This window comes from Lactobacillus sp. B4026, from assembly GCF_026535825.1.
In the GTDB taxonomy this organism is placed as follows: domain Bacteria; phylum Bacillota; class Bacilli; order Lactobacillales; family Lactobacillaceae; genus Lactobacillus; species Lactobacillus panisapium.
In genome coordinates this window covers 142,892-166,706 of the sequence record NZ_JAFNPD010000002.1, presented here as the reverse complement: position 1 = coordinate 166,706, position 23,815 = coordinate 142,892, and the positions used below count along the sequence as shown (strand labels likewise).

Below are 23,815 nucleotides of genomic sequence, written 5' to 3'. Positions count from 1 at the left end.
TTCACTTCTCCTTTCTAGCATAAGTTAAAAATTCATATGAATATTTATTTTGATCATCAGGTAAATGAGTCTCTTTTTTTATTAACTCAAATTGCGAATAGTCAATGGTCGGCATAATCGTGTCACCAGCAAAAACAGCTTTTATTTCCGTCTTTTCTAAATAATCTACTTGCTTTTTCAATGCTTGGAAAACCGATGTACCCCCGATAACAAAAATCTTTTCATCTTGATGTGACTTAAGCCAATGCTTTAATTTATTTAACGAAGATAATATGACAACTTGGTTATTGTGATCAAATTTGTGTGCCACTTCGCAACTACTTGATAAAACAATATGTTGTCTATTAGGTAGCAGTCTAGGTAAGCTAGCAAAAGTTTTACGGCCCATAACGATTGGATGACCAACTGTTAACTTTTTAAAATGTTCCAAATCCTTAGGTAAATACCAAGGTAAATGCCCATCTAGACCAATTTGATGTTTCTCATCCTCAGCCCACACAAAAATAATCATTAATGCACCTCTAGTTTTATTATACAGCTTTATTCTCGTTATTTATATCTTTTACCTTTAACTCGACCAATTAACATAAAACAGCAAAAAATTAGCTAGGCAACTGCTTGTCAAAACCCTAAATTTATTTTTCCTGATTTAGCAGTATGCTATAGTAAAATAGTAAAAAGTATACAAGCATGAGGAGAAATGAAATGACTAAAAGTGCTGCAGATTTTTCAGATGAAAATTTTAACCGAATGAAAACAATTGAAGCGGATTTAGTCCGCAATTTACAAGAAGTTGTTAAAGACCCTAGCACAGAAAGTAAATTGAGTGATGCCATTTTCACAGATCATCAAAATTGGCTGAAAGTCATTATGCCAAACTACTCAACTGAAATTCATTTAGGAATAGTTAACGGCTATGAAAGTGATGAACGCTACCAATCATATTACGACGACAAGGCTGGTAAAGGTGCTACTAAGATACTAATCAAAATTGTCAAAGATCATTTGCAAAAATAAAAGGTGAAATCTTCTAATTAGAGGATCTCACCTTTTATTTTTTTAATGGAACCAACTAGTGTGCTTGTCAGTAAAAGCAAGCAGGTCATTACTTAAATATAGAATATACGTGAAAAATAACGTTAAATTTGCGTCACCTTGAAAAGCAGTAACACCCCACAGAATAATCGCAAAGATTCCTTGAATTGACCAAAAGTAGTATTGTTCCCGAAAACGAAACGTGCAAAGGACTGAGCCAGTGATGCCAATTGCACCGGCGATTGCATCAATCCATGGCCTTGGACTAATAAAGATTTTTGTGTCCATTAAGTAAAGCAGGCCCGTTACCACGATAAAAAAGCAAACTGTATAAACCCACTTGGATAAATTGAGCCCCCTAATATGTTTTTCTGCATCTTTTGTCCAAGCTGGTAAAAATAGCACGGGCAAATCTAATAGAAAAATATAGGCTGCCTGCAAAACAACATTGGCATAATTTTTAGCATATATCGAAACAATAATGTAAATAATTGATGACAATAAGCCTAATACACCGTTAATCGGTCTTGCATTAGTAATAGCCAACGTACACGTAAAGCCCATGACAGCTGCAATCATCGTCACAAACGCAATTAAATCAATTGGTGAAGAAATTGTCGTACCGATAATGACGCCGATCCCTAGCATCAATAGCATATAAGTTTTAAAGCTCCAACCACGCATTTGACTTACATACCATTTAATACTAAATAAATTATTATTAGGTTGAAATTTCATTAATACCGCCCTATCTATCTCTTTATTTGTGCGCAAACACGAATTCTATCATAGCATTTAATTCGTAAATCCAAAATTATTCTGACTTGAACAACTTATTGCTTATCCGTAAAAGCTAGCTTTAATAAAAATGGGGCAATCAAAGTTGTTAAGATAATGACTCCCACAACTAATGAATAAGTAGTAGAAGTTAAAAAGTGCTTTTGCCTGCTAATCTGGGCAACAATCAAGGCCATTTCACCACGCGAAACCATTCCTGCCCCAATTTGAATTGAACTCAAAAAGGAAAAACCAGATAGTTTAGCACCAATACCAGCACCACCCCATTTAGATAAAATTGCACCAATTAAAAGTAGTACAAATAACCCAATATTTTGCCAGATTCCAGTTAACGTCATCTCAAGTCCAATACTGATGAAAAAAAGCGGAATAAAAAAGCCATAACCAATGGTCGTAAAATTTTCTTGCAGTTTCGCTTTTTCATTTAACTGGCTAAAAGCAAGTCCGACAAAAAAGGCACCAATCACATCGCTTAAGCCAACAAATTCCGCACCAAAAGATGCTACTAAAATCATAACTAATAACAAAAGGACGTTAGCTGCCGGCACAGTAATCTTAGTCCACAATTTAACCAACCTTGGTGCTAGCCAAAAACTACCAATGATTAATACTAATAAATAGCCTATCTGACAAAATATGTGCCATGCTAATTCATATTTTGCTGTAGTTACTGGCCTTTGCGTGTTAAACAAACTGCTTGCGATGCTTAACAACAAGATTGATAGTATGTCATCAACTACAGCCGCGCCGAGAATGGTCATCCCTTCCTTACTTCTAAGACAACCTAATTCCTGTAAAACCGCCACAGAAATTGAGACTGATGTCGCCGCAAAAATTAATCCCAAATAAAGACAATCAATTGGCGCAAAAGCAAATAATAATCCTGTTAAATAAGCAACAATTATTGGAACAATCATCCCCATCAGTGCCACGAGCAAACTGGGATACCAAAGCTTTTTTAAAATAGTCAAATCACTTTCAAGGCCAGCTAAAAACATCAGCAAGATAACGCCAATTTCCGCTAAATTTTTAATTAGTGAAGTTGGTCTGACCCAATTTAAAAATGCCGGACCAAGGATGACACCTGCAATTAATTGGCCAATCACAGCAGGCAGCTTACTCCTTACGCTAATTTGCCCACCGATTAGGGCGAATAATAAGATTAAAATTACTAGTTTTATTTGTTCCATTTTTCCTTCAACTTTCACACAAAAAAGACTTCCAAGAAGTTACCTAGGCAACCCAAACCTAGGAACAATTCTTGAAAGTCTTGAACTCCAACCGAAATTTTTTTAATTATTATAACGAAAGAAACTTAATTTTGTAAATCCTTTTTTGCTTTTCCTTCATAAGCCAATTTTTCATTTTCATAAGTAAGCAGCTGATCATCAAAATGTGTGACTTTAAAATCAAGGTAATCAATCGCTTTTTGTAAGTTCATTGCTTGCTTTTTTAGTTCTTTCAGCTGAGACACAAGTAGTTTTTTACGCTCTTTAGGTGGCTGCTTTTGCTGATATTTAGCCACAAATTCTTGCAGTCTTTTAACCGAAACACCAGCTTGACGTAAAGCTTTAATGTAAAAAATCCAATTTTGATCATATTCGCTATATTCACGATAGCCGTTATTGTCCCGCCTAACTGGTGGTATTAAACCGCATTTTTCCCAATAGCGAAGTGTATCTTTTGATAAATTAAACTGGGAACTAACTTCATTAATATTCAAAAAATCTCCTCACATCAGCGAATCATATTATAAATACGTTCAACCGCAGACGGATCGCGATGATCAAAAAATTGGCTTTGTCGTTTATCTAATCTGTTGATTTTGACCATTTCTTGGTCAGTTAAAGTAAAATCAAAAATATTACTATTTTCCACAATTCGCTCACGATGAACAGATTTTGGAATAACAACTATTTTTCTCTGAATTAGCCATCTTAAAATCACCTGTCCTACCGATTTATGGTTACTCAATCCAATTTCTTGTAGAAGTGGGTTACTAAAAATCTGGTTTTTCCCTTCAGCAAATGGTGCCCAAGCTTCTGGCTGAATTGCTTTGCCTTGCAAGAATTTAACAGCATCTTGTTGTTGCATCCAAGGATTAATCTCAATTTGATTAACAGCTGGTCGTACGCGATTATACAAAGCCAAATCCCAAATTCGGTCAGGCTCAAAATTCGATACACCAATTGCACGAATCATCCCTGATTCATATGCTTCTTCCATTGCACGCCAAGAGCCGTAAACATCACCATAAGGTTGATGAATTAAGTATAAATCAAGATAATCTAACTGCAACTTTTTTAATGATTCATTGATTGCTCTTTTAGTGGCTTCATATCCTGTGTCCTGGACCCATAATTTAGTAGTAACAAAAATATCTGATCTTGTTATTCCGCTCTTCTTAATGCTCGTCCTACTGCTTCTTCGTTTCCATATGAGCTAGCTGTGTCAATTAGCCTGTAACCTGCATCCAATGCTGTCAAGACAGCCTTTTCTGCCTCCTTATTGTCAGTAATTTGGAAAACACCAAAGCCTAAAAGCGGCATTTCAATTCCATTGTTTAATTTAACTGTTTCCATGCGTATTCCTCAATCAACTATGTTTAATAATTTTGCATTTATTATAAACCTTGGAGTGCAGACCAATGCAAGAGGAGTAAAAAGTATTCCTAATGTGGCTCAGATTAAACGTAATAAGGCCAACGAAATTACGCCCACCAAAACGATTACCAGTAACGATTTACTAATTAAGGCAACAATAAAAGTGGGTAGTGATGCCAAAACATAATCCACATTAACTTTGGGAAGATGTCCTAGACTTGGCGTAAATAAACTACTAAACCAAAGAGATGCCATAATTACAATTGGTACGAATGATAGAAATTCAACTATTATTTTAGGTAAAGTAAATTTCTTTAATAAAACAAATGGCAAAATTCGCGATAGCCAAGTGGCAATTCCACAGCCAATAATTGTTAACATTGTGTAGTTAGAAAAAGACATGTTTCACTACCATCCCCAATATGCACCCTAAAATTGTCACCACAAGAATAACTAACTGTTCAGGTAAAATAATCATGCATAAGTAAGTTAAAGCCATTGTTATCAAGACTACTGTCACCTGTAAAGCTTGTTTCATTTTTTTATCACTAATTATCTGTAGGTACAATAAACCAATAAACATTGCTACAATGGCAAAATCTAAGCCCAATCTTTGCGGATTGGTAATTAAGCCCCCGAGAAATGCACCTAAAGCAGTTGCAATTACCCAAGTCAAATACGAAATAGTATTAGTCGTATTCTGCCAGGTAAAAGTCAGCCGATCGCCTGTATAGTTTAATTTGTTCACCCCAAGTGCAAAACTTTCATCAGTCAGCAAGGTGCCGATGGCTATTCCCTTGCCTACACTATCTTTTTTAAAATATGGTGCCAATGTAGTGCTCATTAAAATCATTCTGGAATTAATCAGAAAGGTCGCTAGGATGATTGACAAAATCGGGCTCCCTGCCGCAAGCATGCTTACTGTAGTAAACTGGGCGGATCCGGCATAAATAATAATGGACATTAAGCAAACTGTTAAGATTGAAAATCCACTCGCGCGGCCAATGATGCCAAAAGCAGCAGCAATTCCTAAATAGCCAAATACTGTTGGGATTGTTTCAACAAATGCGGCATGTCTTGATAAAGAGTTATCCATCTACTCATCTACCTTTCCCTTTTTCTTAAAAACTATTTGCATAAAATAGTGTAAACTAGGTTTAACTAGCAAAAATTATTTGAACCTAAGCAAAAGCAAGTTTAATTTGCTACAATGCTCTTTCGTTCAATATATAATAATTATGTTCAATATATTAGATTTAACAAAGTTTACGACGAACTTTAGATAAAGTCAATTACTTTTTAAGGAGAAGTTAATTGGAAATTAATCAGATTATTGCCCACAACGTTAAGTTTTACCGGCTTAAAGCCGGACTAAATATTAGTCAGCTAGCGGAAGCTGCGGGTATTAGTAAAAGTATGCTCTCACAAATAGAAGGTGGAACAACTAATCCGACAATCAACACAATCTGGAAGATTTGTGCTGGACTTAATATTCCCTATACCCTTCTTTTAGAAGATTCTGACCTTAATAAACCAACAATTATTCAAAAAAATAAAATTCTGCAGCAACATTCCGCCGATGGTCATTACCGGATTTTTAATTATTTTCCCCAATCAGTTCATCGCCGCTTTGAGCTTTTTCAAATGGAGCTAGATCCACATTCACAATATAAATCTGTTGGGCATTCGTCAAATTCCGAGGAATATGTAATGGTAATAGCCGGAACATTATGGATTACAGTCAATAATCAGAAAAATCTGTTGAAAAAAGATGACACCATCTTCTTTAATCCAACCAATCCCCATATCTACTCCAATGAAACCAATGTAATCGCAAAGGCCGTTATTATTAATAATTATTACTAATTTATTTACAAATCTTGTTTTAAGAACTATCTAAAAGAAAAATCACTTCTGATAATGAAGTGATTTTTTTACTTGTATATTTTTTGGTTCTAGTTTTTAGTTGATAATTAAAAATTTACTTTCCTTGTTCGTCACGGTCTTTAAATACTTGTTTAGCTACATTAACAGCATTTAAAACTTTAGGAAAGCCAACATAAGGAATGGCTTGGATGAAAGTCTCAATTACTTCTTCTCTAGTTAATCCAACATTTAAAGCACCATTGATGTGAACGTTTAATTGTGGTGCAGTATCGCCCTGTGAAAGCAAACTAGTAATAGTAATCATTTCTCTTTGCTTTAAGTCTAAAACACCACGATCATAAATATCGCCAAATGCGAATTCAATAATGTATTTACCAACATCTTCTGGTAAACCTGCTAATGAATCGATAACTGCTTGACCAGCTTCTTGATCAACTTTAGCTAAATTCTTTAAACCAGTTTCGTAACGATTATTTTCTGCCATGTTATTCTCCTTTTCGCTAATTCAAATTACTGCTATAGAATAAATGCTGGAGTATACTCCACGTCAACCACTTTTTTTAAGTTGACACAAAAAAAGTTGAATGTAATTATTATCTTAAAAAACAGATGAGAAGAGATAAATATTATGCAATATTCAATTGGTCAATTTTCTAAATTATGTGGTCTGTCGATTGATACGCTGCGATATTACGAAAAGCAAGGATTAATATTTTCAAGCCGCGACAGAAACAACCGTCGTGTATATACAGATAAAGATATCAATTGGGTCAAGTTTATTCTTAGACTGAAGAAAACCGGCATGAGTATTAAAAAAATGCAGGAATACGCCAAATTGCGTTACCAGGGTGACGAAACAATTCCCCAAAGGTTGGTCCTTCTTTTTGAACAATTGGATTTATTGCATCAAGAACAGGATCAACTCAATGAAGATATTAAATTTATTGAACATAAAATCAAAATTTATCTTGGACTAGCTAAATGATAAAAGAGTAATAAATCTGCTCTTGTCTAAATTCGATAATAGTGCAAATATATCAATATAGCTTTAGTTTGACTGCAACTAAGATTAAATATCGGCAAACTATTGTTTATAACAAGATAATATTAGTAATTAAATTAGGAGGTCTATATGAAACGGAAATCTTTACTAATGTCATTTTTAGTCATTTTTGGCGTTTTGTTATCCTTGAATGTTTTTGGGCGAAACGTTCAGGCAAAATATTGGAAAGAATATTACTTTAAGCCGCGCGAGGTCAAAGTAATTAAGCCAGTCAAAATTTATAAAATGAAAATTGCTTATCCATTATATAAGACCCATGCGGTTGCTTCCAAAACACTGCGAAAAGGTCAAAAAGTTCATATTCGTGATGTTGCTAGTTACGAATGGCTGGTAACTCATAAGGGTTGGGCTAACGGCTATTTTAAAGCTCACGGCAAGTATTTCTGGCAATGTCCGAAAGCTAAGGGCTGGTATAAATTAGTCAGATAGATTACTACTGAAAGTAAAGAGCGTTTGTAGACACTCTTTATTTTTATAGCTAGGTCTTAATGTAATTACTTTAAAAGCACATTCTTTGGACAGCTAGTCTGATTTAGGTATATGTTCCATGTCTTGGGAAAAAAGTGGTTTTTACAAACAAGAACTAGGAAATATTTGACCTATTTCAAGTGAGTAGTCATTGTGCTATGAGTTTAGTCGAAATATTAGCAATATTTAAAAATCTTTTCGAAGATTTAATCGAGTTGTCTGAACTTTTAGGCATCTTTAAATATAAGTAAGGAACATCTGGCATTATGAAACAACTAGGAAAAATAACTTTATCTTTATTAAAAGCCATTGGTTTCTTCATCTGGTTTCTGTTCTCCTTTATTTTTATGGAGTCTCCGACACTTGCATACATAATATGTGACAATGAAACAAGGAACAATGTCAATATTTGTCACCATGTATTGGTTCTGATAATTGGCTGTCTAGTTGGTTTTGTATCTGTTTATCCGCTTTATAAAAAAGTTAACGGCACGCCGATCTGGTCAGTCAAATTAAGTATAAAAAATCTACTGATTTCTTTCGGTTTTACAATACTGTCAACTTTGATTGAATCGATAATTGGAAATGTTTTAAAATTAGGAAGTTCAAACGACAATGATTTAATTAGATTACTTCACACTCAACTAGGCGCGATTGTTTTTTTCACCTTGGTTATATCGGGTCCTATATTTGAATCAATGCTATTTCAAGGTAGCTTACAAGGCGGGATTTTTAAAAAGCTTAATCTTTGGCTAGCAATTCTTCTCACTAGTCTGCTTTTTGCTTTTGCACATGGATACGAGCTTTCTTGGTCAACTTTTCAATTATTTATAAGTGGGCTAAGTTTTTCTCTAATATATTTAATAACTAAAGACATTAAAATGGTCATTTTTAGTCATGGCTTACTGAATTTAATTATTTGGATATTCAGATTTTTTTGATGTAAAAGCTAAAGAAAAAAATATTTATAAGCAAAAGGGCTGAACCAGCTAGTTCACCCTTTTTTGCTTTCCCAATAAAATATTTTGTTCAATAAAAAGCAAGTACTTGCTTGCATTAAAAAATTAAAGATGCTATTCTACACCAAACACAAAATAAAAAGTGAGGTTAAAAATATGAATTTCAAAAAATTTATCAGCAGTCATGGTACTGTAATTGCACTGTTGATTACCGTTATTTTTGGTGGACTAGTATTCTGGATATATGATTCAGGGTATAAGAACATGCCAAGCAAGATTAAAGAATTGCCCATCGAAATTATTAATCAAGACCCTGACAGCGAGGATCTGGCCGAAAATATTAAAGCTAAAGCTCCGTTCAAACATGTAAAAATTAGTTCTGATCTCAAAAAAGGAAAACAGAGTCTAGATCAGCGAAAGAGTTATCTGCTGATAGCAATTCCAGTACACTTCAAGCACAACCTTTTACAAAGCAAAAACGTTAAAGTAAAATTTTATCTTAATGATTCAAACCAAATGTCGGTAAGTAGTTCTTTGAATGCGGTAGCCAATAAAATGGGCCAAGAAATTGACAAGAAAATACAAGTTCAAAGTCAGACAATTAAAATAGCAAAATCACAGCTAGCTAAATTACAATTAAAGCTAAATAAGCAAAGGGCAAAAGCAGAAATTGAAATAAATACTGCTCGACGCTCAATTGCTCAAGCACCCAAACAAATGCAGCCAGCTTTAATTAAAAAGCTAAAAACGCAAACTGCTTTAAGACAAAAACAAGTAGTAAAGAAGGCTTTGAAGCAAAAGCAGCAAATTATTTCTCAAAGCAAGCAAAAGGCACTAGCACAACAGAGTAAAACTTCTTCTTTTACTATTCAGCACCGCAATTCTGTTCCGAAGGGTTTAAACAATGCCCTAGCCCCTTTCTTTATCAACATCACACTTAATTTAGGAACGCTCATGGGAGCACTACTTCTTTATGGTGTATATGCTAAATTTGCGTCTAAAATCGGCCGGTGGAAGTCATTTGCATATTTGGAATGTACTTATTTACTAATAGCATTTTTAGCGAGTTTAATTGTGAGTGCGATTGATCTTAAAATTTTACCAGGATCCATGGCAAATTATTCGAACATCATGTTTGGCCATACATTGGCAATTTTCCTTTATTACAATTTCAACACAATAGCACTTCTATTATTAGGACAAATCGGAACTCCGATTAATATAATTTTGACAATGATCCAAGTCGTTTCAGGAGCCGGAATTATTCCACTGATTGGAATGAATTCTTTCTTTAATCTTGTTCATTACATATCCCCGGTATACTACGGGATTCAGTCTGACTTTAATTTCCTCTATGGAGGGACATTTTCTTCGGAGCAACAAATCGGCTTTTGGCTACTCCTAGTAGGAATCTTGTTAGTTAATATGATAATTGTTACAATAAGACACAAGCAACCAACGTTAAAATTTGATGAATTAAGTTAAGGCAGGTGATCAACATGGCTGGTGATGTTGAACAAAGGATTTTGGCAGCTTTTTCACGTTTATTAATTCAAAATGGATATCAAGGAACAACTACCAAAAAAATTGCTCAAGCCGCACAAGTTAATGAAAGTACCTTATTTAGACACTTTAAAGATAAGTATAGTATTTTGCAGCCACTTGTAGCCGAATATCGTCAAGATATTCAAACAGTCGGGGATAATTACCAGCTTGTTGGTGACATTGAAAAAGATATCATGAATTTTTCTGTAATCTACCAAAGTTTTATTGAACAGCACTTAGCGTTATTTTTGACCGGTATTCGTGAATCACAGAAATTACCTGAACTAAAAAAAGTAATTAAAAGCTTACTTGATTTAATCAGAAATATTCTAGAAGAAAAATTTGCGCAAATGCAAAATAATGGCGAAATTGCCCAAGACATTGACTTGAAAGTGGAAATTGATAATTTAATTCTTCTTAACTTGGGTCAAGCCATTATGCAACATTCCTTTCCAGATTCGCTTTTTCAAATTCAACCACAGGAATTTGTACAAAACAACATTCGGACTTACGCAGACCATTTAAAACCAAAGAATTGAAGTCGTCATTAAACATATATTTTAAAAATTACACCAAAGAACTTAAAAAAAAGTGGTACGACCCCCAAAATTAGGACAATTTTGGAGGTCGTTTTTCGATGGCAAAATTATTTAAGTAAGTTAAAGCAAAAGCTTCAACTTGGAACGAAATTATAGGGCTGGACCTGAAGAAAGTTATTGGCTAGCCAGAGACTTTAAAGAGCGGTCATTCAAGTTGATATTACTTAAACATGAACTTAAAGCCGATGTTTAAGAGCACGTTCGCGAAAAACATATGACAAAGTAGTCTAGCAGGCCAACAATTACAAGTCAAATTAAAATACACGACTTCAATTGACTATCGAAATCGTGTATCAAGATTTGCTTATTATAAAATGTCGAACTGTTTGGTTGCACTTCATATTCAATAAAATATTCCTAATGTGTATTCATTAGGGCCTGCTTCAATAAGGGCTAACCATTTTGGCGTTACCCCATTAATATTTAGAATTTTCGCTCAACTTTTAATAGTGTGCGATAATCTACCCTTTCAACTTTTACTTCACTTTATAATTACAGGTTACTAGCTCCATAATTTATCGATATTCTTCACTTCCTCCATTCTACGTAAATAATTCCATCATTAAATCGCGTAATAAGATTGACTTATATTAGCGCAAACGCTAATATGAAGGCATAGTAAATAAATGCTATTGAACAGTATCCCCATACAATTGCAGTGTCATTTATTTACTTAAAACCGTAAGTGATTTAATTGACAAATATATTATTACTCGTTTTCGCTAAATAGTCAACATAATAATAGTGAATTCGCTAATATTTTTGTCAGGGATAGGGAGATCCTTGATATGTGCACATTTGAAAGAATAAAGAAATTAGCCAAAAAGCATCATTTAACTCTAGCAAAAGTAAATGATTTAGCTGGTATAGGAACTAATTCAATTTATCGCTGGAAAAAGCAAACCCCAACAAGTAATAACTTGCAAAAAGTTGCTAATGTTTTACATACTTCAACCGATTATCTACTTGGTAATACAGATGATCCCTCCCCTATCAATACCAAGAATCGCCATGCGATTGATATTGAAAATGATGAAATATTATCCTATCGTGGCAGACCCATTCCTGATGATTATCTTAATATTATTAAAAATCTTATGGATTCAGATATTGAAAGAGGTAAACGACGTGAGTAATTTGATTGCCTGGCTATATAGTTATGCTTTTAAACACAAAATTGGTGTTTTACAAATATTTACCAAACCAGAATACAGTTCTTTGTCTGACAAAAGCAAGCGCTTGATTATTATCAATATTAATTGGAAAAATAAAAAAGAATTACCCTTCATAATTGGTCACGAAATTGGTCATATTTTAGCTGGAGAACCAGGTTTATCCAATTATTGTGGTACACCTTTAACGCCAAATGAACGGCGTGCAGATCTTTTCTCACTAAGTTTAATTTTTGAATATGCCTCAAACCAATATGACAGTTTTGATGAGCCAATTCAATTTATTGAGCAATATGGCATCCCAGATAGAATGCTAGCTGATACAGTTAATTTATATAAAAGAAATAGCCAACTAGTTTTTTAGTTGGGTGTTTATCTTGTCAGCAGACATAAATCAAAAATATGTGGAAAACAAATAGAATTTTTATGCCGTGCGTTTGCCGTGTAGAAAGACTAAAAAAGCTTGTAAGCAGATATGCTACAAGCTTTTTTTCTTAATTTTAAAGGAGAGTACAGGATTTGAACCTGCGCGCCAAGGAAAACTTGGTTCGCCGGATTTCGAGTCCGGTGCATTACCACTCTGCCAACTCTCCACAACAATCATAATTATACATGATATTGGCAAAACTGCAAAATTAATTTTACAATTTTACTCAAATTGTTTTTATAATTGTTGTCCATTTTAGCTATGACTTCTTTAGTTTTTGCCAAATTGGCCTATTATCATTTTGTAACATTAAACGTTTATATGATTTACCAACAGAAAATACCAAGAAAACAATGCATCCAATTAAAATAAGCAATGATATGGCACTCTCCCAATTAGTAGCCGTTTTAGTAATCAAGCGTAGAGGCATGATGAATGATGAGAATCCAGGAATGAATGATAAAACAATCATTCCGGGATTCTTTAGTGCACTGATATCACTAAATGCTATTCCAATAAACAGGACTAAATATAAGAAGTAACTAACAGGTTGTGTAGCTTTTGAGGTATCTTCAGTCCGCTTGACCACTGCTCCACAATAAGCAGCTAAAACAGTGAAAAGGACTATTCCCAATAAAAGATATACCAGTCTAATACCCAAAAGACTTTGAACAATGGCTTTAGCGTAAGCTAATAAATTAGTTTTCGCCATAAAAGAAGCGAATTGCGGTATATGCCTGATTATTGCCAACCCAGATGCTCCAATGATTAACCAAATCAATAATTGGAAAACTGCAAGCCCTAAAATACCAGTAATCTTTCCAGCAAAATATTTAACGGCAGAAATACTTGAAAAAATGATCTCAATTACCTTAGTTCCTTTATCAGCAGCAATTTCTTGTGCGGCAATATTCGTATAAATTCCAACGATAACAAACATAATTACAAATATAGTCGATAAAGAAAGATAAGGATTTTCACCAAGACTAGCAGACATTTTCTGCAAATGTTCACTTAGTCCAGGAGCCAGATTAGACTGAGATAAGTTTAGTTTAGAATCTTTCTTGCTACGCTCATTTTGAAGTTGTTTCAGGTATTTTACTAACCTCTTTTTGAAACTTGAATCAATTTTCTTGGTACCAAAGTAGTCGGCTTGAATCCGACCATTGTTAACTTCGATATCCACATAACCGTCGATATCATCGTTTTGTAAGCTCTTTTTAGCAATTGAAACCGTCTTGATTGTGTCATCAACGTAATCTTTAGAATTAGCTTTTGCAAAAGGTTTACTTACGTTTGGGTTATTGCTGACAACAGCATAAGTGTCTTCCGTAGCCCCCAAACTATTACTAAGAAAATAAACAGTTCCAAATGTAACAGCTACGACTAAAAGTGGTCCTAAAATTAACATCACGAAAGACCATGATTTTACTTGTTTACAAAATGTGTGCCATGCAACAATCGCAAATTTACGCATTCTTTTCACTCGCTTTCATCCGAAAAATTTCATCTAAAGTTGGTGCCTGCTGCTGATATTCTTCAATATACTGACCTTGTGTCAATGCTGCAAAGACTGCAGGACCGTTTTTTTCGTCATCTATTCTTAATAAATAGCGATTATTTTTCCTCGGCTCGACAGTTTGAACATGTGGTAATTTAATTAGTTCCGCTAGTGGTGTAACTGTTTTGACAAGAATTTCATTTTTAGAAAACGAATTTCGAATTTCTTCAACCGGACCCTTTAAAACAGTCTGACCTTTTCGAAGCATCAAAAGTGAATCGCAAATTTCCTCAACATTTGCCATATCATGACTTGAAAAAATGATGATAGCTCCATTATTCTTGGCATCCAGAATTGCCGTCTTTAGTAATTCCGCATTAATTGGATCAAGCCCACTAAATGGCTCGTCCAAGATAATTAATTTTGGTTGATGAATTAAAGTACAGATCAATTGAACTTTTTGCTGATTGCCCTTTGATAAAGTCTTTATTTTATCAGATTTATTTCCATTGACTTCAAAGCGATCAAGCCAAGCATCGATTTTATTTAACACATCTTGCTTTTTCATCCCTTTAAGTTGAGCATAATAAACAATTTGTTCTTGAAGCGTCAACTTTTGCATTAAACTGCGCTCTTCAGGTAAATAACCGATCTGATCAAAGCAATCTTCATTTATCTCCTTATTTTTCCATGAAATTTTACCGTCATAGCTAATAAAGTTCAAAATACTATGAAAAGTTGTAGTTTTACCAGCACCGTTTTGACCAATTAGACCTAAAATTTTATTAGGTTCAGCTACAAAACTAATATCATCTAGTGCGACCTTGTCACCATACTTTTTACTAAGATGTTCAATTTTTAGCATATCAAACCGCCTTTTTAATTTTTAATTTTTTTCATAATGATGATATTATTTTATAGCCAAAATCTTTCTTTACTCAAGCTAAGTTTATGAGACATTGGTAAACAAGCCATCATATCAAGCTTTAATTTAAAAATAAAAAAATGTGGAACTAATAAACGACGTTATAACGGCGTAAACGCTACCTAATTAAATTTCAAATGAAAAAAGCTCTACTCCAAAATTAAATTGTTTTGAAAAAGAATTAATGTTTAAATAATATTATTATATAGAAAAAGGGCTCATTAGAATGGAATTAGGTAAGCAAATCAAATTTTATCGTACTAAACAAGGTTTCACTCAGGAACAACTAGCCAATAAATTACTTGTATCAAGAAAAACAATTTCAAGCTGGGAAAATGATCGTAGTTCACCAGATCTTGAAACCTTATCCAGACTGAGTGTGATTTTTAATATCACTTTAGATGACTTTCTTCATCAAGATATTACTGAGATCAAAAATAGTAAAACAAAATATTACATTAGTTTATTGATATACATAATAGTGTTGATCTTAACTTTACTTTCTTATTTGAGATTTTTTGGTATTAAAACTATTATTCTTTATCCATCAATTATCAATATTGCATTTTCTATTATTTACTTGTTTTTATTCAATGATTGGGCTCGCTTTAAGCAAAAAAAGAAACTAATTTTATTACTAGTTTCTAGTTTTGCCTTCTTAATTTTTAACTCTGTAATTACAATATTCAACAGCTACTTATTTAACTCTTTTTCAAATTCACCTTCATATAACTTGGGAATTCTTTTAGGTGCACTAATAACAATTATTTCTATAACCAACGGATCAATAATTGTGATTAATTTTTACCAAAAGCTTCAAGATTTAAGTTAGATTTTTAAAACTACTAATTTTGTTTAAAGCTTTGCTAACATAAGTTTATAGCTGTCCCTTATTTATCTGACTGTTAAAATTCGCATTACCATATTGTTTATTTAAACTTAAAACAATGTCTAATAAATATTTTTTGGAAAACTACACCTAACGCAATTGCCACGATACTAAGCAAAGCTATTAACCACAAATTCAGCTTAATTTTGACTAAAGACTGGATTAATTCTATTACCGCTATTAAGAAAACCATTCCTCTTAAACCAGAAATAACTAAACTACAATGTTCGATTTGTGTTGTAAATTTACCATTATTAATACATTTTTTTAGTAAATACTGGTAGTCAAAAAGATCAATTAAAACCGTGATTAAAAGGATTATTGCTACCAAGCCACGTTTAAAATCATTTTTTTGAAAAAATAATATATTAGGAAAACACAAAAACACAATTGCAACTGGTAACAGAACTCCTCTCTTTAAAGCAAGATCCGGATCTGCCCATTTTTTTATATGGTGAAAAATATCTTTTAACGCTTCGAGAACTGTTTCTTGTTTTTTCATCCTCTAGTTTCTCCTATTTAGACTTGTAAGATTGTAATATTTTATGATCAAAGCTAATATTTTTTCAAGCTAAGTTTCTAAGACAGGCATTAGACTTTGATTTATAATGCCGTACAGAAATCGCCTGATAAATTTTTTAAAAAGTGAATCATCATTTGATGCAAGAAAATTTAAGCAATGACACACAATTGCTATTAACATTCTTGTTGCGATTTTCGACATATCTTCATTAAAAAACAAATTTGAAGTGCATCTCCTATTAAACCAGTTATTATTGAAAATATTAGTACCGGTCGAAGACGAAATTTCATTTTGGTATAAGTACAAATTAACAATATAATGGTCGTGGAAATTAAGCCCATTCTTATAAAAGTATTAATTAGAATCCAGCTTTTCATTGAATTACTAATATTATTAGACTTATTTTTTTGAATGATAGCATGTTGATAGTAAAAACCAGTCCATATTTCTGCAACTACGTCAAAAGCAAAAAGTGGACCCATAACATTTGCAGCTTCAGTACCATCGTAATTAAAATTTAAATCTTGCACTAGCATTAAAATACAGTACAATAAGCAAAAATCAAGTTTTAAATAAGCATTTTTTAGTCCTGATCGATCTAAACTTTCTTTTTTCCATTTAGAAATATGATGATGGATATCAATTAGGCTTTCTATAATCCCGTTTTCTTTCTTCATTTTTGTTCCTTCTATGTATTGGATAGTTCTAAAATCCATCTTAAATCAAGTAGATTAAAAGAAATAACTCCATTTGATTTACAAACTACTATAAGAATCGATCGTATTTTTCTAAGAACTAAACAAAAACAAATTCGAGTAATATGGTTAAACTTCCTTGTTTTTTCATCCTCTAATTTCTCCTATTTAGACTTGTAAGATTGTAATATTTTATGATCAAAGCTAATATTTTTTCAAGCTAAGTTTCTAAGACATGCATTAGAACTTGATTTATTAAGCTATGCAGAATTCGTTCGCTAAAATTTTTAAAAGTAAATTGTTTGGCATTTTAACTAAATCAATGGCAAGTTGACGAGCAAAAGCATTGATTATTAGCAATTTCCTTAAGTTTTACTCAAGAGTGACCTTTAAAGTATATTGAAACCTTAGTAACTGGTAAAATACAGTCGAATAAAGTTTGATAGGTAGGGATTTATCTTGTATTTAAATATCTGGATTGCAATTATGTCCGCTCTAATACTGGTGCTACTTATTTTTAACATTAGAAATTCACGTCGATTTAACCTATTTGACCATTGGCTCCACCACAAATTAGTTAGGCGACATGATGGTTTTAGTTGGCAAATAATCGCTTTTATTAATGACCCAAAACTTTTAGTAGTTTGGGATATTTTTTTGGCTAGTTTTTTAATTAACGAGCAAAAGGATTTAGCCGCACTTTGGGTTTTATTTACCCTTGGCTTTACCGATTTAAGCGGGCTACTATTAAAAAAATGGATGCACCGTAAGAGGCCACTCATGCACTCTAGTCTTGAAGACGGCTATAGCTTTCCTAGTGGCCATGTTTTAGGAACTACTATTATGGTCTTAATTATTTGGGAACTTTTTGGAACAAAATTTGGTAATGGCCTAATAATTACACTAGCCGTCATTTGGATAATGGTAGTGATATCAAGGATTAGTTTAAAAGCGCATTATCCATCTGATGTCATCGGTGCTACTTCTTTAGCCGTCTTATGCTTTACCCTGTCGCAACATATTTTTATTTTTCTACTCTAAGAAATTCAACTAATTAAACTAAAACAAAGTAGTCACTGCTTTTATTAAGGCAGTGTTTTTATAAGCAAAAAGGACTAATTTCAAAATGAAATTAGTCCTTCTTTACTTGCAATAACAGATAGCTGTTATACAAAATAAAGTCAATATATCATTAAACTTCTTTATAACATGTAGAGTATCTTACCAAGTACAAAAATAATCACACACAGTACCAATGTATACATTACACAATATGGAAGAGCCTTTTTCAAAAGTACGCCTTCTTGACCTTCAAGCTTAGTGGCACCAGTTGCAATAGCAATACTTTGTGGTGAAATCATTTTACCAGCAGTTGCACCAGCCATATTAGCAGCTGCTAGCCAATAAGGGTTAACACTCAACGCGTTAGCTGCCTGTACTTGCAAAGCTCCGAATAATACGTTGGCAGAAGTATCACTACCAGTAATAAAGATGCCTAGAACACCAATGATTGGCGAAATTACCGGGTAAAAAGGTCCAGTTAATTTAACCAAGCTGATTGCGATTGTAGCAATCATTCCACTATAACCCATTACTTTTGACAAACCTACAATGGCACAAACGGTTACAATAGTTTTGGTCAGTTGTTTAATCGTGTCAAAAAGCACTGAAAACATTTGCTTTAATGATAACCCTTGAATTGCGCCACCAATAAAACTTGATAATAGAATCAGAGTACCGGGAGATGATAGCCAGTCTATATCGACTGGTTTAGCACCAAGGCCATTGTAGAAGTGAAAACTTGTTTTGACATTAGCTAAAGCATCCTTGATTGATGGAAACAGTGAAGAGGTAAAAATAATTAAGACAAATACCAAAATAAATGGTAGCCAAGCTTTAATTTTATCTCCAGTTGTTTTGGTTTCGGTGTCAGTATTAGTATCGGGCTGTGGTGTTGCTTCTTGCCTTTTATTAGCATATAGTCTAGTGATGAAAACTAAAGACAAAATACAAATAATCGCGCCTACAATTGATGGTAATTCTGGCCCCATATATTTAGTAATGAAAATTTGTGGAACCGCAAAGGTAAAACCGGCCATAAACGTCGAGAAAAGTACGCCATTTCCTTTAAAAGATTTCAGGCCTTTCCCAGATGTAAGCAGTACTAAAACGAACGGAATGATCATAATCAAAAAGAACAATTGGATAGCTACGAAATAAGATAATTCTGTAGATCCAAGCCCCGTAACCTTTGCCAAAGTTGTAATTGGTAAACCTACAGCACCAAAAGCAGTTGGAGCCGTATTGGCAATTAGACACACAACTGCAGCTTTAAGTGGGTTCATTCCCAAAATAATTAAAATACTTGCTGGAATAGCAACCGAAGTACCAAAACCTGCAACTGCTTCTAAAAAGCCACCTAAGCCCCAAGCAAGAATCAATACCAAAATCCTCATATCTTTTGTGATCGAAGTAAGCATCGACATGATAGTATCAAGTCCGCCTGATTTTTTACTAATATTGTAAATAAAAAGAGCCGATATGATTACATAAATGATAGGCCAAATTGCCATCATAATGCCATCCATACCAGCAGTAATACTATTTATAAACGAAAAGTTAAAACCCAAAATGCTAAGCACAATTGCGCCAACAAATCCAATTGCACATGCAACGTCTCCACGTACATGAAAAACACCCAAAGATATGACTAACCAAACTATGGGAATAAGGGCAATAACTGTTTTAACTAAATCCATTCTAATTCCTCCGTTTACTCACTCAAAAAAATGAATAAGATAATTCCTTCAAAATTCAAAAAAAATACACGAAAAAGTATTATCCGTTTCCTAAGAGACAAATAACGAATTAAAATGTAAATTATTACCCATACGATATTTTAGCACGTTAAAAAGTAGATTTAAACATGATTTGACAGTTTATTGTAATCGATTTCAGCAAACCGTGTAATTCAAGTCTGAAACAGCAAAAAAAAGAGATTAACTCTGCAAAAAAGTTAATCTCATAATGAATAATTCGTAATTTATAAGTATCAGTTCAATACGATTTTTTAACTAAAATAATTAAAGGTCATCAAAGCCAATCATCAGACTGCCCTCTTCAGCGTAAAAGGAACATAATCCGCGCATCGATCGAATAATAATATCAGCTTGCGGATAAAGAGAAAGGATCTTTTGCTTTAAAGTTTCTGCGTCCTTCTCATTTCGACACTGATCAATAATTATTCGTCCACCACGGTATTTGCGCTCTTCCATTAATTTTAGAACTTCTTTAAATGCTCGTTTCATTCCCCGCACTTTTGAAATGGGCTCAAGCTTGCCTTCATTACTGGCTGTTCCTACCACGTCAATATTTAACATTTTGGCAACCTTGGCCACCGCAATATTGACCCGACCATTTAACGCTAGATTATGTAATGATTGCAAAATAACCAGCAGATGAGTGTGCGTTTTATATTGCGAAATTTTTTGTTCGATGTCTACAAATCTTGTTTTACTATTAACTAGACGCTCAATTTCTTCCCTTATAATTGAAATTTCTGGGCCAGCTGTTCGGGAGTCAACCACGATTACCTTGCTGCCCGGATTATCTTTTTCATAAATTTGTTTTGCCTGGTAAGCTGATGAGAAACTTCCACTTAAGCCACTAGTAATTGTCAACATAATAGCTCGTTTACTGCCTTCAAGAGCTTTGAGCCATTCATCAATGCTTGGACAAGAGGTTCTTCCTTCTTCTGTGTTTGTTTCCATGCTACTTAAAAAGTCATCCATATCAAGATCTTCATTATCAAGGAAATCTTTACCTGCAATTGTAACTGTTAAAGGAACAACTGTTAACTTTTCACTAGCACGATCATTAGAGCCAGAATCAATTATTAATTTTACTTCTTCCATAAAAAAGCATCCTTATATAGAAAATAAACCATTCAAACTTAAAAATGTATAGCTAAATGATAAAGCAAATTACTTAAAAAAGCGACAAAATCTTTTTAAATTTTTTTAACACTAGAAATCGTTTACAAATGTTTACATAATCACAAAGTTAGGCTAAAATTTGTTCTGTAGAGATGGAGCCCTTGCTCCTCTTAATGTATGTACTAGACGTTAGTACAGCATTTATTATTTAGGAGGTTTTTAGATGTTAAAATCAGTCATTGAAAATGTTCATGCACTGGAAATCTATGATTCACGTGGTAACCCAACTGTAGAAGCTTTTGTTACTCTTTCAAACGGTGTCGTAGGTAAGGCTGAAGTTCCATCAGGTGCTTCAACTGGTGAAAACGAAGCAGTTGAATTACGTGATGGCGGCGACCGTGTTGGTGGTAAAGGTGTTTCTAAAGCAGTTAACAATGTTAATACTAAGATTGCTGAAGCTTTAAAGGGATTAGACCCACACGACCAAGCTAATATCGACCGTGTTATGATCGAATTAGATGGTACACCAAACAAGGCTGAACTTGGTGCTAATGCCATTTTAGGTGTGTCAATGGCTACTGCTGATGCAGCTGCTAAAGACAGTCACCAACCTTTGTACAGATACCTTGGCGGTACTGACCTTGAAATGCCACAAACTTTCCACAACGTTATTAACGGTGGTGAGCACGCAGACAACGGTATTGATGTACAAGAATTCATGATTACCCCAGTTAAGAAGACTTCATTCCGTGATGGTTTTGAAAAGATTGTTAACACTTACCACACTTTGAAGAAAGTTCTTGAAGACATGGGTTACGAAACTGGCCTCGGTGACGAAGGTGGTTTCGCTCCTAACATGAAGAACTCTGAAGAAGCTTTACAAGCTTTACACGATGCTATCGTTAAAGCTGGTTACAAGCCTGGTGAAGACATTGCCATTGCTTGTGACTGTGCTGCTTCATACTTCTACAACAAAGAAGACGGCAAGTACCACTTCGAAGGTAAGGTATTTGACGATGAACAATTAGCAGAATACTACGACAAGTTGCTTGATGAGTTCCCAGAATTGATTTCAATTGAAGACCCATACGATGAAAACGATGTTGATGGTATGATCAAATTCACTCAAAGCCATAAAGACAGAATTCAAATTGTGTTAGATGACTTCATTTGTACTAATCCTAAGCTTTTAACTAAAGCTATCAAGGAAGGTGCAGGTAACGCATCATTAATCAAATTGAACCAAATCGGTACTGTTACTGAAACTTTGGAAACTATCCGTCTTTCACGTAAGAATGGTTACAACACCATGATTTCTCACCGTTCAGGTGAAACTGGTGACACATTCATCGCTGACTTTGCCGTTGCTGTTAACGGTGGTCAACTTAAGACTGGTGCCCCAGCTCGTTCAGAACGTGTTGAAAAGTACAACCGTTTACTTGAAATCGAAGAAGAACTCGGTGAAGGTGAACGTTTAGCTACATTCCCAGACAGCGTTGACAAGGATTAATTAGTTTTAATTCAATAAAAAGCCTGCAATGTTGCAGGCTTTTTGTGTACCCAATTTTGTTTTTGCAAGTGTTATAATTTATAAAAATAAAAGTTTTAATGGTTAATATCTATGAAAAAAATAAGTGATTTTTATGATCCCCAGTTACCAACACTACTAATGTCGATTCATCCAGAATACGTCAACCAGATCTTACAAGGAACTAAAATTATTGAGTACCGCAAAAGATTTTTTAAGGAAAAATTTCAGGCCTTTGTTTACACAACTGGTCCCCAGGGAGGCATTCAGTTATTTTTGACTTGCGCCCCAGCGATTCGTGACGATGCTCAAGTCTTAGCAAAGATTGGTCAGAAAATCCAACATGATGATTTTAATGAGATTTATGATTACTTCCTTCCCCAAAATACGGGCTGTATCCTCCCTATTCTTGCAACTACTTCAATAAAGAAAGTTGCATTGTCAAAAATAAGACAAATATTACCGTCAATTGCGATTCCGCAAAGTTACCTCTTTTTGGATGCTCCTGATAAATTAATCTTGCTCAATTTCCTATTAAAGCAAGATGCAATTAAACACAAAACTAATCAGTGGGAACACCATTTTGCTAATATTGCTAATATCAAAAAAGAACCAACCGACATTAGACTATTTTAACCTAGCAAAAAAAGAGTCCGGCTTATTAAGCTAAATTCCATAGCAGACAGCTTTTGATGGCGTTAGTTTAACAGCAGGACTTTTTTATTGTTATTCAGCTTTTTTCTTGGCCGCCAAAAATTCTTTTTTACTAATATACTCAATTGAGCGCACGTATTGGCCCTTATGATCAATAGCAATGTATTTTTCGTTAGGTGAATATCCGCCAACGTACTTAATTTTATAAGGTAGTAATTTCCCATTTTTTGGATTGAAAGATTGGACAGAATAATATTTTTGCGTATTTTGCGGAACCTCCGCATAGCTGATTGTTTCCGTAATCAAAGGATTGAACCTATCGGAAATTGAATTATGAAAAACAAACGGCACACACAGCAAAAGGACAATTGCTGTGACAATGATAATCTTCAATTTTTTACTTGTCATATTTATTCTCCTCATTCGTTAACTATTAAAACTGGTCTAAACTATTGCCTTCTCAATGGTATTTATTCACTAAACCGTTTAAAAAATAATAAATAGGAAAAAACTTTTCATCAGTTTTAAAAGCCAGTACAAAGATAACTTTAGATATAGATTAATAGTATGCGGTTACTTTTAAAATACAAATTGCCTTATCTTAAAATA

27 protein-coding genes, 1 tRNA gene and 1 pseudogene are annotated in these 23,815 nt (G+C 33.7%); 13 read left to right on the top strand and 16 right to left on the bottom strand.

The genetic code is table 11. The annotated features are described in order from the left end of the window. Position 1: 1 nt before the first annotated feature. A complete protein-coding gene (locus J3U69_RS02695) occupies positions 2-511 on the bottom strand; it encodes a dihydrofolate reductase (protein WP_267412948.1) in 510 nt (169 codons plus the stop codon). A gap of 194 nt (positions 512-705) precedes the next feature. On the opposite strand from J3U69_RS02695, the gene J3U69_RS02690 reads away from it, so the two are divergent. Next, complete coding sequence (locus tag J3U69_RS02690) at positions 706-1,017, top strand: TipAS antibiotic-recognition domain-containing protein (protein WP_220219730.1); 312 nt, start codon at positions 706-708, stop codon at positions 1,015-1,017. Positions 1,018-1,059: 42 nt separating this feature from the next. On the opposite strand, the gene pnuC is transcribed toward J3U69_RS02690, so the two are convergent. The 6 genes and pseudogenes from pnuC to J3U69_RS02660 all read right to left on the bottom strand — a co-directional run bounded on the left by pnuC (position 1,060) and on the right by J3U69_RS02660 (position 5,532). Beyond that, positions 1,060-1,773, bottom strand: a complete 714-nt coding sequence (pnuC, locus tag J3U69_RS02685; RefSeq protein ID WP_220268035.1) for a nicotinamide riboside transporter PnuC — start codon at positions 1,771-1,773, stop codon at positions 1,060-1,062. Between the two features lie 95 nt (positions 1,774-1,868). Further along, entirely contained in the window at positions 1,869-3,023 is a 1,155-nt protein-coding gene (locus tag J3U69_RS02680; RefSeq protein WP_267412947.1) for a cation:proton antiporter, read from the bottom strand. A 125-nt stretch (positions 3,024-3,148) separates the two neighbouring features. Continuing rightward, entirely contained in the window at positions 3,149-3,556 is a 408-nt protein-coding gene (locus J3U69_RS02675; protein WP_220234580.1) for a MerR family transcriptional regulator, read from the bottom strand. Positions 3,557-3,570: 14 nt separating this feature from the next. After that, positions 3,571-4,415 (bottom strand): annotated as a pseudogene (locus tag J3U69_RS02670) (aldo/keto reductase). 99 nt (positions 4,416-4,514) lie between these two features. Then, entirely contained in the window at positions 4,515-4,838 is a 324-nt protein-coding gene (locus J3U69_RS02665) for an AzlD domain-containing protein (RefSeq protein ID WP_220219735.1), read from the bottom strand. Then, entirely contained in the window at positions 4,825-5,532 is a 708-nt protein-coding gene (locus tag J3U69_RS02660; RefSeq protein ID WP_267412946.1) for an AzlC family ABC transporter permease, read from the bottom strand. Before J3U69_RS02660 ends, J3U69_RS02665 begins: the two co-directional genes overlap by 14 nt. Positions 5,533-5,750: 218 nt before the next feature. Here J3U69_RS02660 and J3U69_RS02655 point away from each other — a divergent pair, with 218 nt between their 5' ends. Beyond that, positions 5,751-6,302, top strand: coding sequence for a helix-turn-helix domain-containing protein (locus J3U69_RS02655; protein ID WP_267412945.1), 552 nt, complete (start codon positions 5,751-5,753; stop codon positions 6,300-6,302). Positions 6,303-6,417: 115 nt separating this feature from the next. Here J3U69_RS02655 and J3U69_RS02650 read toward each other — a convergent pair whose 3' ends face one another. Continuing rightward, complete coding sequence (locus J3U69_RS02650; RefSeq protein ID WP_103751717.1) at positions 6,418-6,807, bottom strand: carboxymuconolactone decarboxylase family protein; 390 nt, start codon at positions 6,805-6,807, stop codon at positions 6,418-6,420. 144 nt (positions 6,808-6,951) lie between these two features. Between J3U69_RS02650 and J3U69_RS02645 the strand changes: the two genes are divergently transcribed. The 7 genes from J3U69_RS02645 (at position 6,952) to J3U69_RS02615 (ending at position 12,493) form a co-directional block, all read left to right on the top strand. Beyond that, positions 6,952-7,308, top strand: coding sequence for a MerR family transcriptional regulator (locus tag J3U69_RS02645; RefSeq protein WP_220219738.1), 357 nt, complete (start codon positions 6,952-6,954; stop codon positions 7,306-7,308). A gap of 147 nt (positions 7,309-7,455) precedes the next feature. Then, positions 7,456-7,815 carry a hypothetical protein gene (locus J3U69_RS02640; protein ID WP_103751719.1) on the top strand — a complete coding sequence of 120 codons (360 nt, stop codon included), beginning with the start codon at positions 7,456-7,458 and terminating at the stop codon, positions 7,813-7,815. Between the two features lie 305 nt (positions 7,816-8,120). Next, on the top strand, positions 8,121-8,795 hold the full coding sequence (locus J3U69_RS02635) for a CPBP family intramembrane glutamic endopeptidase (RefSeq protein ID WP_267412944.1): 675 nt from the start codon (positions 8,121-8,123) through the stop codon (positions 8,793-8,795). Between the two features lie 174 nt (positions 8,796-8,969). Beyond that, positions 8,970-10,298 carry an ABC transporter permease gene (locus J3U69_RS02630; RefSeq protein ID WP_267412943.1) on the top strand — a complete coding sequence of 443 codons (1,329 nt, stop codon included), beginning with the start codon at positions 8,970-8,972 and terminating at the stop codon, positions 10,296-10,298. 14 nt (positions 10,299-10,312) lie between these two features. After that, entirely contained in the window at positions 10,313-10,897 is a 585-nt protein-coding gene (locus tag J3U69_RS02625; RefSeq protein ID WP_267412942.1) for a TetR/AcrR family transcriptional regulator, read from the top strand. 848 nt (positions 10,898-11,745) lie between these two features. Further along, positions 11,746-12,093, top strand: a complete 348-nt coding sequence (locus J3U69_RS02620) for a helix-turn-helix domain-containing protein (RefSeq protein WP_103751723.1) — start codon at positions 11,746-11,748, stop codon at positions 12,091-12,093. Then, complete coding sequence (locus J3U69_RS02615) at positions 12,086-12,493, top strand: ImmA/IrrE family metallo-endopeptidase (RefSeq protein WP_220219743.1); 408 nt, start codon at positions 12,086-12,088, stop codon at positions 12,491-12,493. Before J3U69_RS02620 ends, J3U69_RS02615 begins: the two co-directional genes overlap by 8 nt. 140 nt (positions 12,494-12,633) lie before the next feature. Here the strand turns inward: J3U69_RS02615 and J3U69_RS02610 are convergent. The 3 genes from J3U69_RS02610 to J3U69_RS02600 form a co-directional block, all read right to left on the bottom strand. Next, positions 12,634-12,722: transfer RNA gene (locus J3U69_RS02610), tRNA-Ser, on the bottom strand. Positions 12,723-12,815: 93 nt separating this feature from the next. After that, positions 12,816-14,033, bottom strand: a complete 1,218-nt coding sequence (locus J3U69_RS02605) for an ABC transporter permease (RefSeq protein WP_267412941.1) — start codon at positions 14,031-14,033, stop codon at positions 12,816-12,818. Continuing rightward, a complete protein-coding gene (locus tag J3U69_RS02600; RefSeq protein WP_267412940.1) occupies positions 14,026-14,922 on the bottom strand; it encodes an ABC transporter ATP-binding protein in 897 nt (298 codons plus the stop codon). Before J3U69_RS02600 ends, J3U69_RS02605 begins: the two co-directional genes overlap by 8 nt. A gap of 286 nt (positions 14,923-15,208) precedes the next feature. Here J3U69_RS02600 and J3U69_RS02595 point away from each other — a divergent pair, with 286 nt between their 5' ends. Continuing rightward, positions 15,209-15,814 carry a helix-turn-helix domain-containing protein gene (locus tag J3U69_RS02595; RefSeq protein WP_220219746.1) on the top strand — a complete coding sequence of 202 codons (606 nt, stop codon included), beginning with the start codon at positions 15,209-15,211 and terminating at the stop codon, positions 15,812-15,814. A 97-nt stretch (positions 15,815-15,911) separates the two neighbouring features. On the opposite strand, the gene J3U69_RS02590 is transcribed toward J3U69_RS02595, so the two are convergent. Together J3U69_RS02590 and J3U69_RS02585 are read right to left on the bottom strand one after the other, a co-directional pair. Continuing rightward, positions 15,912-16,373: a hypothetical protein gene (locus J3U69_RS02590; protein ID WP_220219747.1), complete on the bottom strand. Its 462-nt coding sequence runs from the start codon at positions 16,371-16,373 to the stop codon at positions 15,912-15,914. A 194-nt stretch (positions 16,374-16,567) separates the two neighbouring features. Beyond that, a complete protein-coding gene (locus tag J3U69_RS02585) occupies positions 16,568-17,071 on the bottom strand; it encodes a hypothetical protein (RefSeq protein ID WP_220232035.1) in 504 nt (167 codons plus the stop codon). A gap of 504 nt (positions 17,072-17,575) precedes the next feature. Between J3U69_RS02585 and J3U69_RS02580 the strand changes: the two genes are divergently transcribed. Further along, positions 17,576-18,130 carry a phosphatase PAP2 family protein gene (locus J3U69_RS02580; protein ID WP_103751938.1) on the top strand — a complete coding sequence of 185 codons (555 nt, stop codon included), beginning with the start codon at positions 17,576-17,578 and terminating at the stop codon, positions 18,128-18,130. Between the two features lie 161 nt (positions 18,131-18,291). On the opposite strand, the gene J3U69_RS02575 is transcribed toward J3U69_RS02580, so the two are convergent. Then, positions 18,292-19,848, bottom strand: coding sequence for an L-lactate permease (locus J3U69_RS02575; RefSeq protein WP_267412938.1), 1,557 nt, complete (start codon positions 19,846-19,848; stop codon positions 18,292-18,294). A gap of 324 nt (positions 19,849-20,172) precedes the next feature. After that, the gene (locus J3U69_RS02570) at positions 20,173-21,003 is read right to left on the bottom strand and encodes a DegV family protein (RefSeq protein WP_267412937.1); all 831 of its coding nucleotides are present in this window, start codon (positions 21,001-21,003) and stop codon (positions 20,173-20,175) included. Positions 21,004-21,247: 244 nt separating this feature from the next. On the opposite strand from J3U69_RS02570, the gene eno reads away from it, so the two are divergent. Continuing rightward, entirely contained in the window at positions 21,248-22,534 is a 1,287-nt protein-coding gene (eno, locus tag J3U69_RS02565; protein WP_103751734.1) for a phosphopyruvate hydratase, read from the top strand. A gap of 111 nt (positions 22,535-22,645) precedes the next feature. Continuing rightward, positions 22,646-23,188 carry a hypothetical protein gene (locus tag J3U69_RS02560; RefSeq protein WP_267412935.1) on the top strand — a complete coding sequence of 181 codons (543 nt, stop codon included), beginning with the start codon at positions 22,646-22,648 and terminating at the stop codon, positions 23,186-23,188. Positions 23,189-23,278: 90 nt separating this feature from the next. On the opposite strand, the gene J3U69_RS02555 is transcribed toward J3U69_RS02560, so the two are convergent. After that, the gene (locus tag J3U69_RS02555; protein WP_258566264.1) at positions 23,279-23,614 is read right to left on the bottom strand and encodes a YxeA family protein; all 336 of its coding nucleotides are present in this window, start codon (positions 23,612-23,614) and stop codon (positions 23,279-23,281) included. Between the last annotated feature and the right edge of the window lie 201 nt (positions 23,615-23,815).